This is a genomic window from Streptomyces sp. Ru73 (assembly GCF_002920575.1).
Lineage (GTDB): Bacteria > Actinomycetota > Actinomycetes > Streptomycetales > Streptomycetaceae > Streptomyces.
Genome location: NZ_PQSQ01000150.1, coordinates 1 through 12,479, shown reverse-complemented (window position 1 = coordinate 12,479; position 12,479 = coordinate 1). Strand labels below are relative to the sequence as shown.

The 12,479-nt window shown below is 73.4% G+C and carries 11 protein-coding genes; 7 read left to right on the top strand and 4 right to left on the bottom strand.

What is annotated here, in order from left to right:
- A partial coding sequence (locus tag C3486_RS34815; RefSeq protein WP_146075121.1) for a glycosyltransferase occupies window positions 1-393 on the top strand: 393 nt, incomplete at its 5' end.
- Between the two features lie 16 nt (window positions 394-409).
- Here the strand turns inward: C3486_RS34815 and C3486_RS34810 are convergent.
- Window positions 410-850 (bottom strand): Lrp/AsnC family transcriptional regulator, encoded by a 441-nt coding sequence (locus C3486_RS34810; RefSeq protein ID WP_219822279.1) that lies wholly within the window; start codon window positions 848-850, stop codon window positions 410-412.
- Between the two features lie 81 nt (window positions 851-931).
- Here C3486_RS34810 and C3486_RS34805 point away from each other — a divergent pair, with 81 nt between their 5' ends.
- A complete protein-coding gene (locus tag C3486_RS34805; RefSeq protein WP_103836869.1) occupies window positions 932-1,684 on the top strand; it encodes an AzlC family ABC transporter permease in 753 nt (250 codons plus the stop codon).
- Complete coding sequence (locus C3486_RS34800; RefSeq protein ID WP_103836868.1) at window positions 1,677-1,997, top strand: branched-chain amino acid transporter permease; 321 nt, start codon at window positions 1,677-1,679, stop codon at window positions 1,995-1,997. The genes C3486_RS34805 and C3486_RS34800 overlap by 8 nt, the downstream gene beginning before the upstream one ends.
- Window positions 1,998-2,028: 31 nt before the next feature.
- Here the strand turns inward: C3486_RS34800 and C3486_RS34795 are convergent, their stop codons facing one another.
- Together C3486_RS34795 and C3486_RS34790 are read right to left on the bottom strand one after the other, a co-directional pair.
- On the bottom strand, window positions 2,029-3,657 hold the full coding sequence (locus tag C3486_RS34795; RefSeq protein WP_103836867.1) for a PucR family transcriptional regulator: 1,629 nt from the start codon (window positions 3,655-3,657) through the stop codon (window positions 2,029-2,031).
- An 85-nt stretch (window positions 3,658-3,742) separates the two neighbouring features.
- The gene (locus C3486_RS34790) at window positions 3,743-4,792 is read right to left on the bottom strand and encodes a LacI family DNA-binding transcriptional regulator (protein WP_103836866.1); all 1,050 of its coding nucleotides are present in this window, start codon (window positions 4,790-4,792) and stop codon (window positions 3,743-3,745) included.
- Window positions 4,793-4,903: 111 nt separating this feature from the next.
- Between C3486_RS34790 and C3486_RS34785 the strand changes: the two genes are divergently transcribed.
- Entirely contained in the window at window positions 4,904-6,073 is a 1,170-nt protein-coding gene (locus tag C3486_RS34785; RefSeq protein WP_103836865.1) for a beta-1,3-glucanase family protein, read from the top strand.
- 79 nt (window positions 6,074-6,152) lie between these two features.
- Here C3486_RS34785 and C3486_RS34780 read toward each other — a convergent pair whose 3' ends face one another.
- Entirely contained in the window at window positions 6,153-7,955 is a 1,803-nt protein-coding gene (locus C3486_RS34780; RefSeq protein ID WP_103836864.1) for a glycoside hydrolase family 15 protein, read from the bottom strand.
- Between the two features lie 425 nt (window positions 7,956-8,380).
- On the opposite strand from C3486_RS34780, the gene C3486_RS34775 reads away from it, so the two are divergent.
- From C3486_RS34775 to C3486_RS34765, 3 genes are all read left to right on the top strand, one after another.
- Window positions 8,381-10,042, top strand: coding sequence for a CTP synthase (locus tag C3486_RS34775; protein ID WP_103836863.1), 1,662 nt, complete (start codon window positions 8,381-8,383; stop codon window positions 10,040-10,042).
- An 82-nt stretch (window positions 10,043-10,124) separates the two neighbouring features.
- Complete coding sequence (locus C3486_RS34770; RefSeq protein ID WP_103836862.1) at window positions 10,125-10,751, top strand: NUDIX hydrolase; 627 nt, start codon at window positions 10,125-10,127, stop codon at window positions 10,749-10,751.
- Window positions 10,752-10,945: 194 nt separating this feature from the next.
- Window positions 10,946-12,479: ATP-binding protein (locus C3486_RS34765; RefSeq protein WP_103836861.1), on the top strand; the 1,534-nt coding region annotated here is incomplete at its 3' end.

Below are 12,479 nucleotides of genomic sequence, written 5' to 3'. Positions count from 1 at the left end.
CAGCGGCGGATCGATACCGAGGGGCTGCCGGTGCAGCTCCTCGGGCGGCGCGACGACGTGCCGGGGCTGCTGGCCGCGGCCGACCTGGTGCTGGCGACGGCGCGCTGGGAGGCCCGCTCGGTACTCGCCCAGGAGGCGCTGCGGGCCGGCGTCCCGCTGGTCGCCACGGACGTCGGCGGCACCCGCGAACTGGTCGGCCGGGCCGCCGAACTGGTCCCGTACGGCGACGCCCCGGCCCTGGCCCGCACGGTCGTCGACCTGCTCGGCGATCCGGAACGGCGGGCGGCGCTCGCCGCCGCCGGCCGCGCGCAGGCCGCCGGCTGGCCGACCGAGGACGACACGGTCGCCCAGGTGCTGAGCGTGTACGACGAGCTGACGCAGGCGCGGGACTGAGCGGAGGGGCGGCCCGTCAGTCGTCGGTCTTGATCTTCTTCATGATCAGGTGCGAGTCGACCCGGGCCACCGCGCGCAGCCCCATGATCCGGGTGGTCAGGAAGGTCTCGAAGGCCTCCTGGTCCTCGACGGCCACGCGGAGCAGGTAGTCGGGCCGGCCGAAGAGCCGGTGGAACTCCACGACCTCGTCGTAGGACGAGATCGCGGTCTCCAGCTCCTCCACGGTCCGCAGGTCGTTGACGCTGATCTCCAGCGAGACCACGACGTCGAAGCCGCGCCCGGCGGCCGCGGGGTCGATACGGGCCCGGTAGCCGGTGATGATCCCGGCGTCCTCCAGCCGCTTGACCCGGCGCAGGCACGGCGGCGGGGTGAGGCCGACGCGCTTGGCCAGCTCGACGTTGGTCAGCCGGCCGTCCTGGCGCAGGTGAAACAGAATTTCGCGGTCCAGGCTGTCCATGCTGTACATGTTGCTCAGCCTGCCTGTTTCTGGGAACAAGTGGCAACCATATTACGACCGGACGCACCTAAAATTTCCGGTATGACTGCTTCACCGGCCGGTACCACAGGCCGCCCCGCACCCCCTGTCCCCGCCCGGCAGCCGTCCGACTTCCGGGCGGCGTTCACCGACTCCAGCACGGTCGGGCTGGCCCTGTTCCCCCTCGGGATCGCGCTGGGAGTGCTGGTCGTCCACGCGGGCCTGGACTGGTGGTGGGCCACCGCCTTCACGGCGCTGGTCTACGCCGGGTCGCTGGAGTTCCTGCTCATCGGCCTGGTCGCCGCCGCCACGCCGCTGGCGCACGTCGCGCTCACGGCGTTCCTCGTCAACTTCCGGCATGTCTTCTACGCCCTGTCCTTCCCGCTGCACCGGGTCGGCGGCCGGCTCGGCAAGGCGTACAGCAGCTTCGCGCTCACCGACGAGGCGTACGCGCTGACCACCGGCGAGGCCGCGCGGTCCTGGAGCGGCCGGCGCATCGTGTGGCTGCAAGTGCTGTGCCAGCTGTACTGGGTCGCGGGCGGCACCGCAGGGGCGCTCCTCGGCGGCCTGGTGCCCGACCGGCTGACCGGCCTGGACTTCGCGCTGACCGCCCTGTTCGTCGTGCTGGCCGTCGACGCCTACCGGGCCCGGCGCGACATCCCCACCCCCGTACTGGCCCTGGTCTGCGCGCTGGTGGCCCGGTTCGCCGTGCCCGGTCAGATGCTGCCGGCCGCGCTCGGCCTGTTCACCGCGGGGCTGCTGGCCCGCCACGCCCTCGCCCCGCGCAAGAAGGAGGAGGAGCCGGCCCGTGCCTGACACGCCCTACCTGATCGCCGCCGTACTGATCTCCGCCGCCGTGACGTGGGCGCTGCGGGCCCTGCCGTTCGCCGTCCTCGCCCCGCTGCGGGCCAGCGCCACCGTGCATTACCTCAGCGCGCGCATGCCGGTCGGGGTGATGGTCATCCTCACCGTCTACACCCTCCGCGACCTCGCCGCACCGGACGTCCTGCCCGTCGGCCTCGCCCTCGCCGCGACCCTCGCGCTGCACTTCTGGCGGCGCAATGCGGTCCTCAGCATCCTGGGCGGCACCGCGCTGCACGTCCTGCTGGCCGGCACGGTCTTCGCCTGAGCCGCGGCGCGCGCCGGCCGCGGCCCGTGCGCTAGCCCCGCTCCGTGTGCCGGCGGGCGTGCAGCGCCAGCCGCAGGCCCAGCACCGTCTGCGGGTCGTCCAGGTCGGTGCCGAGCAGCTGCGAGATCCGGGCCAGCCGGTCGTACAGGGTCTGCCGGTTCACGTTCAGGTCGCGGGAGGTCTCGGCCTTGCGGCCCGCGCTGGCCAGGTACGCCTCCAGGGTCGGCAGCAGCGGCTGCCGCGCGGTGCGGTCGTGGGCCAGCAACGGACCGATCGCACGCTCCACGAAGTCGGTGAGCATGCCCTCCTCGCCGTGCTCCCGCATCCGCCACAGCAGCAGCTCGATGTCGAGCCGCCGCGCGTCGTACCAGAGGCGCGGCGGCAGCCCCTGGGCAGCGGCCGCGGCCTCCGCTGCGTGCCGCAGCCCGGGACCGGTCGCCGCCCAGTCGCCGGGCGCGCCGACCACGACCACCGGGCGCTGGGCCGCGGGCCGGTCCAGGCCCGCCCGTACCACCCCGGCCCGCAGCGCCTCCGCGATCCGGCCGGCCACGGTCTCCCGGTCCTGGCCCTCGCGCACCCCGGCCAGCAGCGGCACCCGGCCCTCCACGGGGCGCACCCCGAGCAGCACCGGCGCGCCGAGCGCGGCCAGCTCCTCGCGCAACGCCTGGGCGAGCAGCGCCCAGCCCGCCGCCGTGGGCAGCCCGGACGGCAGCCGCATGACCACCGGCAGCAGCGCCGCTTCCCCCGGCCGGAAGCCCAGCAGCCGGGCCTGGCCCGGGGCCTCGGCGGCGGAGATCCGGCCTTCGGCGAGGTCGGCGAGGAAGTCGCCGCGGCCGCGCGCCGCCAGCCCCTCCTCCTGGCGGGACTGGAGCATGACGACGGCGAGCAGGTCGGCGGCGCGCTCGGCGGCGATGCGGTGGACGGGCGCGAGGGGCGCGTTGACCGGGAGCAGGACGAGCCGGGCCCGTACGGCGTCGGGGCCGTGGCCGCCGCCGGGCACGTCCACCCGCAGGCCCTTCTCGCGCAGGCCCTCCCATGCCTGGAGCGGGTCGGCGTCGGCCGCCGCGCCGCCGTCGTCGGGGCCCGCTGCGTACAGCGGGCTGCCGTCCGGGGCCTCCAGGCACAGCGGATTGCCGGTGAAGGCGGCCAGCAGCCGCAGCACTTCGGGGGCGCCGCCGCCGCGCAGCAGCACGTCCGTACAGCGGCGCACCACCTCGTCGGCGCGGCGCAGCAGCGTGTAGTGGCTGTTGACGATCTCGGTGTGGATCTCCTCGGTGACCGAGACGTACGGCACCTCGCGGTGCAGCGCGATCAGCGGCAGCCCGGAGGCGCGGGCGCTCTCGACCAGCGCGGTGGGCAGCGACTCGAACCGCGCGCCCAGCTCCACGACGAGGGCCGCGATCCCGCGGTCGGCGAGCTTGCGGACGAAGGCGCGCTGCTCGGAGGGGCGGGCGCCGAGGCCGAGGCCGGTGGTCAGCAGCAGCTCGCCGCCCTTGAGCAGCGAGGCGATGTTGGGGACCTCGCCGGCGTGCACCCAGCGGACCGCGCGGTCCAGCCCGTCCTCGCCGGTGATCACCTCGGGCAGCCCGCGCCGCAGCGCGGGCAGCTCCAGCGCCCTGCGTACCGTGATCTCGGCTTCGCTCGTCACTTCCGACCCCATGGCGTCGAACGCTACCCGCAGCGACGGGTGCCCGCCGCCACCGGAGCCCTGGCGGGGCGCCCGGCCGGGGTGACGGCACCGGCCCTCAGCCCGACTCGCGGACCACCAGCTCGGCGGGGGTGACGACCGGGGCGAGTTCCGCGTCGCCGTCGCCGGGGGAGAGGCGGCGCAGCAGGAGGCGGGCCATCAGGCGGCCCATCCCCTCCACGTCCTGGCGGACCGTGGTCAGCGGCGGGTCCGCCCAGGCGGCCGGCGCGAGGTCGTCGTAGCCGACCACCGCGACGTCCGCCGGGACCCGCAGGCCGCGGGCGCGCAGCGTGCGCAGGGCGCCGGTGGCCATCAAGTCCGAGCAGGCGAAGACGGCGTCCAGGTCCGGCGCCGCGTCCAGCAGCGACGCCATGGCGCGCTCGCCGCCCTCAGCGGTGAAGCCGCCGTCGGCAATCAGCCGCTCGTCCACGCCGGGCGCTTCCGGCCCGGCCAGCGTCTCGCGGTAACCGTCCAGCCGGTCCCGGGCCGAGGTCTGGTCCAGCGGCCCGGTGATGACGGCGATCCGGCGGCGCCCGCGGGCGAGCAGATGGCGTACGGCCTGCCGGGCGCCGTCGCGGTTGTCGGTGTCGACGTACAGCGGCGCGGCGCCGGAGCGGCCGTCGTCCGTCCAGTCGGGGCGCCCGCCGAAGACCGTGGGCAGGCCCGAGGCCGCGGCCATCGCGGGCAGCGGATCGGCGCTGTGCAGCGAGAACATCAGCGCGCCGTCGACGTGCCCGCCCGACAGATAGCGGCCGATGCGCTCGTGGTCCCGGTCGCTCTCCACCATCAGCAGCAGCAACTGGGTGTCGGCGGCGGAGAGTTCGCGGCCGATGCCGCGCAGCTGCTGGGCGAAGAACGGGTCGGAGAACACCCGGGTCTCCGGCTCGGCGATGACCACGGCGACGGCCCCGGTGCGCCGGGTGACGAGGGAGCGCGCCGCGCTGTTGGGCACGTACCCCAGCTCGGCGACGGCCTGCCGGACCTTCTCGCGGATGCCGGGACGGACGCCGGTCCCGCCGTTCACCACGCGGGAGACGGTGGCGCGGGAGACGCCGGCCAGCGCGGCCACCGCCTCCAGGGTCGGCCGGGGACCGCCGGACACGGACATCTGCGAACTCCTCTCATCCGCCGGTGGGTTGACGGTACCGCCAGAAGTGGGCAGGGTGACCCTACTTCATCTGAGAGCGCTCTCACCCCTCCCCCCACAAGGAGCAGTCTCATGATTTCTCGTCGCACCCTGCTCGGCGGTCTCGCCGCGAGCGCCGCCGCCGGTGCCGGTCTGACCCTGGCGAGCCGGGCGGTCGGAGCCCCCGCGCCGGTCCGCGCGGCGGCCGACGGCCTGACCCTGGAAATCGTCAACAACTCCGGTGAGTTCAAGAACTCCTCGGTCTGGGTCTACATCGTCGGCAACGACGGCACGCAGCAGGTCCGCGTCACGCCCGAGGGCGAGCTGAAGCCGGTGGCGGTCGGCGACAACGGCTCGGACGGCTTCACCGACTACGCGATACCGCTCGCCGCGAGCGGCACCACGACGCTCACGCTGCCGAAGATGTCGGGCCGGATCTACACCGCGCTCGGCGGCAAGCTGAAGTTCAAGGCCGTCGAGGACGGCAACGGCAAGGCCGCGCTCGCCTACCCGGCGGGCTGGGTGGACTCCGACCCCAACTACGGGGTGCTGCACGACTGCGCGGAGTTCACCTACAACGACGGCGGAATGTACTGCAACACCACGATGGTCGACATGTTCAGCGTGCCGCTGGCGATCAAGCTGACCGGCGCGAAGGACCAGACGACGGGGCTGCTCAAGGACGGCGCCCGGGACAAGATCTTCTCGGACCTCGCGGGCGTCGAGGGCTTCGACAGGCTGGTCATCGACGACAAGCGGGTCATCGCGCCCGGACACGGCCTGGGCGCCGGGCGGTTCGACGAGAACTACCTGGCCGCCGCCATCGACGAGGCGTGGGCCGCCTACGAGTCCAAGGACCTCAAGATCACCACGAACGCCGGGACGTTCACCGGACGCACCTCCGGCGGGAAGCTCTCCTTCACCGGCCCGGCGTCCGTCTCCTTCGACAAGCCGAGCACCAAGGACGTGCTGTTCTGCGACGGCAAGCTGGCCGCGCCCAACGACGGCACGACCGGCCCGGTGGCCGCGATCCTCGGCGCCGCGCTCAACCGGGGCACCCTGGCCTCGCACGCCGAGCAGCCCACCACCGACCCCGCCGCCTTCTACCAGCAGAAGCTCGCCAACCACTACGCCCGGGTGATGCACGAGGCCACCCGGGACGGCAAGGCGTACGGCTTCGCCTTCGACGACGTGGCGGGCTTCGCCTCGTACATCGAGGACAGCGCGCCCGGCAAGTTCACCCTGACGCTGACGCCCTTCTAGGCCGCGCGGCCCCACGAACAGGGGCTCCGGCCGTGCCGCGGCGGCACGCGGCCGGAGCCCCGTCGGCGTACGGGCGGGGTCAGCCCCCGTACGCCCCGCTCGCCGTCAGGCGCAGCGCCGTGTCGATCAGCGGAACGTGGCTGAACGCCTGCGGGAAGTTGCCCACCTGGCGGCCGGCGTGCGAGTCCCACTCCTCGGCCAGCAGCCCCAGGTCGTTGCGGAGCGAGAGCAGCTTCTCGAAGAGCTTGCGTGCCTCCTCGACCCGGCCGATCATCGCCAGGTCGTCGGCCAGCCAGAACGAGCAGGCCAGGAAGGCGCCCTCGTCACCGGGCAGCCCGTCCACGTTCTCGTCGCCCGCCGAGGTCGGGTAGCGCAGCACGAAGCCGTCCGGGGTGGACAGCTCGCGCTGGATCGCCTCGATCGTGCCGATCACCCGCTTGTCGTCCGGCGGCAGGAAGCCCATCTGCGGGATCAGCAGCAGCGAGGCGTCCAGTTCCTTGGAGCCGTAGGACTGGGTGAAGGTGTTGCGCTCCGGGTCGTAGCCCTTCTCGCACACGTCCCGGTGGATCGCGTCGCGCAGCTCCTTCCAGCGCTCCAGCGGGCCCTCGACGTCCCCGGACTCGATCAGCTTGATGGTGCGGTCCACCGCGACCCAGGTCATGACCTTGGAGTGGACGAAGTGCCGGCGCGGCCCGCGGACCTCCCAGATGCCCTCGTCCGGCTCGTCCCAGTGCTCCTCCACCCAGCGGATCAGCTTCAGCTGGAGCAGCGAGGCGTAGTCGTTGCGGGCCAGGCCCGTCATGTGTGCCAGGTGCAGCGCCTCGATGACCTCGCCGTACACGTCCAGCTGCAGCTGGCCCGCGGCGCCGTTGCCGACCCGCACCGGCTGCGAGCCCTCGTACCCCGGCAGCCAGGTCAGCTCGTTCTCGCCGAGCTCCCGCTCGCCGGCGATGCCGTACATGATCTGCAGGTTGTCCGGGTCGCCGGCCACCGCGCGCAGCAGCCACTCGCGCCAGGCGCGGGCCTCTTCCCGGTAGCCGGTGCGCAGCAGCGAGGAGAGGGTGATCGCGGCGTCCCGGAGCCAGGTGAAGCGGTAGTCCCAGTTGCGGGAGCCGCCGATGTCCTCGGGCAGCGAGGTGGTGGGGGCCGCGACGATGCCGCCGGTCGGCGCGTACGTCAGCGCCTTCAGGGTGATCAGCGAGCGGATCACCGCGTCCCGGTAGGGCCCGTGGTACGTGCACTGGCCGACCCACTCGCGCCAGAAGTCCTCGGTGGCGGCGAGCGCGTTCTCCGGCTCCGGCAGCGGCGGCTGCTGGTGGTGCGAGGGCTGCCAGCTCATCGTGAACGTGATCCGCTGGCCCGCCTCGACGGTGAAGTCGGAGTACGTCGTCAGGTCCTCGCCGTGCGTCTCGGCGGTGGTGTCGAACCACACCGAGTCGGGCCCGGCGACCGCGGCCGTACGCCCGTCGACCTGGTGCACCCACGGCACCACCCAGCCGTACGCGAACCGCATCCGCAGCGAGGAGCGCATCGGCACCCGGCCGCTGACGCCTTCCACGATGCGGATCAGCTGGGGCGCGCCCTCGCGCGGCGGCATGAAGTCGACGACCCGGACCGTGCCGTCCGGCGTCTCCCACTCCGATTCGAGGATCAGCGAGTCGCCGCGGTATCTCCTGCGGTCGGCCGCCGGCGGTTCCGCTTCCGCTTCGCCGGCCGGGCCCAGCCGCCAGAAGCCGTGCTCCTCGGTGCCGAGCAGGCCCGCGAAGACGGCGGGCGAGTCGAACCGGGGGAGGCACAGCCAGTCGACCGTGCCGTCCCGGCAGACGAGTGCGGCGGTCTGCATGTCGCCGATGAGTGCGTAGTCCTCGATGCGCCCGGCCACGTACAACTCCCGTTCCAACTGGGGTGACGCCCCCCGTGGGACGTGCCGATCTTCCGTCCTGCCCATTGAAAACCCCGCCGAGCTGCTGGTCCGGTGTGCGGGCGGGGGTGACGCCGTTCCGGACGGCTCAATGCGAGTGCCCGAGCAGGATACGACGCGTACGGAAGATCCGCGCGACCCTCCGCTTCCTGGGACTGGGCCGAACGGGTGGCCTCCGTCACGTCGGGGCCCGGATACGGGGAACGAGCCGTTCCGCCCCGCGCGGGCGGGCGCGACCACGCTCCGTCGCTGATAGCCTGGTACCCCGTGGACCGGTGGGCCGGACGGAAGACCCGGCACCCCCGACCGCAGCGACGGCACCCCGAGGACCGGGATCGCGCCGCTTTCGCTTTTCACCTCGCGACCACGGGAGCTTCCTCTTGGCCATGCCGCCCAAATCCACGACGACCAAGCACATCTTCGTCACCGGGGGCGTTGCGTCCTCGCTCGGCAAGGGGCTCACCGCCTCCAGCCTGGGTGCGCTCCTCAAGGCGCGGGGCCTGCGGGTCACGATGCAGAAGCTGGACCCGTACCTCAACGTCGACCCCGGCACGATGAACCCCTTCCAGCACGGCGAGGTGTTCGTCACCAACGACGGCGCCGAGACCGACCTGGACATCGGCCACTACGAGCGCTTCCTGGACGTCGACCTCGACGGCTCGGCGAACGTCACCACTGGCCAGGTCTACTCCACCGTGATCGCCAAGGAGCGGCGCGGCGAGTACCTCGGTGACACCGTGCAGGTCATCCCGCACATCACCAACGAGATCAAGCACCGCATCCGCCGCATGGCGACCGACGACGTCGACGTCGTCATCACCGAGGTCGGCGGCACGGTCGGCGACATCGAGTCGCTGCCGTTCCTGGAGACCGTCCGCCAGGTCCGCCACGAGGTCGGCCGGGACAACGTCTTCGTGGTCCACATCTCGCTGCTGCCGTACATCGGCCCCTCCGGCGAGCTGAAGACCAAGCCGACCCAGCACTCCGTCGCCGCACTCCGCAACATCGGCATCCAGCCCGACGCGATCGTGCTGCGCGCCGACCGCGAGGTGCCCGTCTCCATCAAGCGCAAGATCTCGCTGATGTGCGACGTGGACGAGGCCGCCGTGGTGGCCTGCAAGGACGCGCCGTCGATCTACGACATCCCGAAGGTGCTGCACACCGAGGGCCTGGACGCGTACGTCGTGCGCAAGCTCGACCTGCCCTTCCGCGACGTGGCCTGGGCCCAGTGGGAGGACCTGCTGGACCGCGTGCACAACCCGGACCACGAGGTGAAGATCGCGCTGGTCGGCAAGTACATCGACCTGCCCGACGCCTACCTCTCGGTCTCCGAGGCCATGCGCGCCGGCGGCTTCGCCAACCGTGCCCGCGTGAAGATCAAGTGGGTCACCTCCGACGACTGCCGCACCCCGGCCGGCGCCCAGCAGCAGCTCGGCGACTGCGACGCCATCCTGATCCCCGGCGGCTTCGGCGAGCGCGGCGTGGAGGGCAAGCTGGAGGCCATCACCTACGCCCGCGAGAACAAGGTGCCACTGCTCGGCATCTGCCTGGGCCTGCAGTGCGTCGTCATCGAGGCGGCGCGCAGCCTGGCGGGCGTGAAGGGCGCGAACTCCACCGAGTTCGACCCGGCCGCCGCCGACCCGGTCATCTCCACCATGGCCGAGCAGCTGGACATCGTCGCGGGTGAGGGCGACATGGGTGGCACGATGCGGCTCGGCATGTACCCGGCCAAGCTCGCCGAGGGCTCCATCGTCCGCGAGGTCTACGGCGGCAAGGAGTACGTGGAGGAGCGCCACCGCCACCGCTACGAGGTCAACAACTCCTACCGCGCCGAGCTGGAGAAGAAGGCCGGCCTGCAGTTCTCCGGCACCTCCCCGGACAACAAGCTGGTCGAGTACGTCGAGTACCCGCGCGAGGTGCACCCCTACCTGGTCGCCACCCAGGCGCACCCGGAGCTGCGCTCCCGCCCGACGCGCCCGCACCCGCTCTTCGCCGGCCTGGTGAAGGCCGCCGTCGAGCGGAAGACCGGCAAGGCCGCCGGCAAGTAAGGAACCGGCCGACCGATACGGTTGCCGGGGTACGGGCTTTTGCGGCCCGTACCCCGGTTTCTGCTTGTTTGGGAGGATGCGCATGGCCATCAAGGACACCCCCGAGGAGTGGCGGATCACCGCGACGGCGACCCCGTTCACCGGCAAGAAGACCAGCGTCCGCACGGACGAGGTCGTCATGCCGGACGGCTCCACCGTGAAGCGGGACTACCAGGTCCACCCCGGTTCGGTGGCCGTCCTGGCGCTGGACGACGAGGGCAGGGTCCTGGTGCTGCGCCAGTACCGGCACCCGGTGCGCCAGAAGCTGTGGGAGATCCCCGCCGGCCTGCTGGACGTCCCCGGCGAGAACCCGCTGCACGCCGCCCAGCGCGAGCTGTACGAAGAGGCACACGTCAAGGCCGAGGACTGGCGGGTGCTGACCGACGTCTACACCACCCCCGGCGGCTGCGACGAGGCGGTGCGGATCTTCCTCGCGCGGGAGCTGTCCGAGGCGGAGGGCGAGCGCTTCGAGGTCTCCGAGGAGGAGGCCGACATGGAGCTGGCCCGGGTCCCGGTCGCCGATCTCGCGCGCGGCGTGCTGGCGGGCGAGCTGCACAACAACTGCCTGGTCGTCGGCGTGCTGTCGCTGCTGGCCGCCCAGTCGGGTGACGGCCTGGACGCGCTGCGCCCGGCCGAGGCGCCCTGGCCGGCCCGGCCGTTCCAGGCGTGATGACCTGGCTGTTCCGGGTGTGACGGAGGGGCTCGGAGGGAACTCCGGGCCCTTACCGGAATGCCTGCTCCCATTTTTGTCAGATTTACGCGGTATGTCCGCCGTGCTCCGCGGCCTCCTTGAACTACGCTCGATGAATCCCGGCCGCACAGGCGGTCGGCTCGTACGCGCGCAAGGGAACGGGAGCGTGGCCCGTGGCGGAGCAGGCGGTGGACACCGGACGGTCGGTGACGGCGTCGGGGGCCGGACGCAGAGGAGCGGGCCGGACCGGCGCCCCGGCGGCGACCGCCCCGCCGCCCCCCGCCTTCGCCGGCCGCCGCCGCGAACTGGCCGCGCTCCGCAGCGACATCGAGCGCGCCGGCCTGGACACCCTCTCAGGGCGCAAGGGCGCCCGCAGCCGCGTGCTGCTGATCGCCGGGCGGCCCGGCTCGGGCCGCAGCACCCTCGCGGCCGAACTGGCCCGGCAGCTGGCCGGCGATTACCCGGACGGCGTGCTGCGGTCCTGCCTGAGCACCATCGACGGCCGGCCCGTGCCCACCGCCTCCGCCGCCCGTGACCTGCTCACCCAGCTCGGCGAGCGGGTACCGGCCGGCGCCGACGAGGACGAGCTGACCGAGGCGCTGCGCGGCGCGCTGAGCGGCCGGCGCGCCCTGCTCCTGCTGGACGACGCGGCCGGCGCCGAACAGGTCGAGCCGCTCCTCCCGGACGCCCCGGACTGCCTGGTCCTGGCCGTCTCGGCGGGACCGCTGACCGGCATCACCGACGTCCGGCCCTGCACGCTCGGCGGCCTGGACACCGCGGCCGGGGTGGAGATCCTGACCCGGTACGCGGGCCCGATCCGCATCACCGTCGACCCGCGCACCGCCGAACAGGTCGTCCAGGACTGCGGCGGCCAGCCCGCGGCGCTGGTGCTGGCGGGCGGCTGGCTCGCGGCGCACCCCAAGTCCTCCCTCTCCGACCTGCTGCGGACGCTGTTCCTGCTGCCGCCGGGCGAGGAGGAGACCGTCCCCGTGCCCCGCCCGCTGGCCCGCACCTTCCGGCTGGCGTACGAATCCCTGCCGCCGCCCGCCGCGCGCATACTGCGGCTGCTGTCCCTCGCCCCGGCCGGCCTCGTCGACGCGCACACGGCGTCCGCGCTGGCCGGCTGCTCGGTGGAGGCCGCCGAGTCCACCCTGCGGGACTTCGCCGCGAGGGGGCTGCTCCGGCCGGTGACGTCCGAGGGAGCGCTCCCATCCGAGGAAGCGGCCGCCGACGGGCCCGACCCGATGGCGGCGCTCCCGCCGCAGTACCGGGTGCCCGGCTGCCTGACGCCCCTGCTCCAGGCACAGCTGCGGGCCCACGAGCGCCCCGCCGAGATCCAGCTCGCCCGGGCCCGGATGCTGGAGCGGACCGTACGGCAGCTGGCGTCCTGCCGGGCGATGGGGGAGCCCGCCGGGTCCCCGGCCCGCGAACGGACCTCCGGACTGCCGCGCTCGCTGCGCTTCGGTTCCGTCCCCGAGGCCGCGGCCTGGCTGCGCACCCGCCGCCCGGCCCTGCTGGACTCGGCGCGGATCGCCGTCGCGGACGGCGAGCTGGACACCCTGGACCGGCGGCTGATGGCCGCGCTGGTGCGGGCGCTGCTCGCCCACGAGGCCCCCGAGGCGGCGGCGCCCGACCTCTACGGGCTGCACGGCCTCGTCCTGGAGGTCGCCGAGCGGCGCGGCCTGCCCCGCGAGAAGGCCGCCGCGC

Coding starts and splice junctions, on each gene's coding strand:
- C3486_RS34790 (WP_103836866.1), bottom strand. CDS start 4,792: ATGTCCGTGTCCGGCGGTCCCCGGCCGACCCTGGAGGCGGTGGCCGCG.
- C3486_RS34810 (WP_219822279.1), bottom strand. CDS start 850: ATGGACAGCCTGGACCGCGAAATTCTGTTTCACCTGCGCCAGGACGGC.
- C3486_RS34775 (WP_103836863.1), top strand. CDS start 8,381: ATGCCGCCCAAATCCACGACGACCAAGCACATCTTCGTCACCGGGGGC.
- C3486_RS34795 (WP_103836867.1), bottom strand. CDS start 3,657: ATGGGGTCGGAAGTGACGAGCGAAGCCGAGATCACGGTACGCAGGGCG.
- C3486_RS34785 (WP_103836865.1), top strand. CDS start 4,904: ATGATTTCTCGTCGCACCCTGCTCGGCGGTCTCGCCGCGAGCGCCGCC.
- C3486_RS34770 (WP_103836862.1), top strand. CDS start 10,125: ATGGCCATCAAGGACACCCCCGAGGAGTGGCGGATCACCGCGACGGCG.
- C3486_RS34805 (WP_103836869.1), top strand. CDS start 932: ATGACTGCTTCACCGGCCGGTACCACAGGCCGCCCCGCACCCCCTGTC.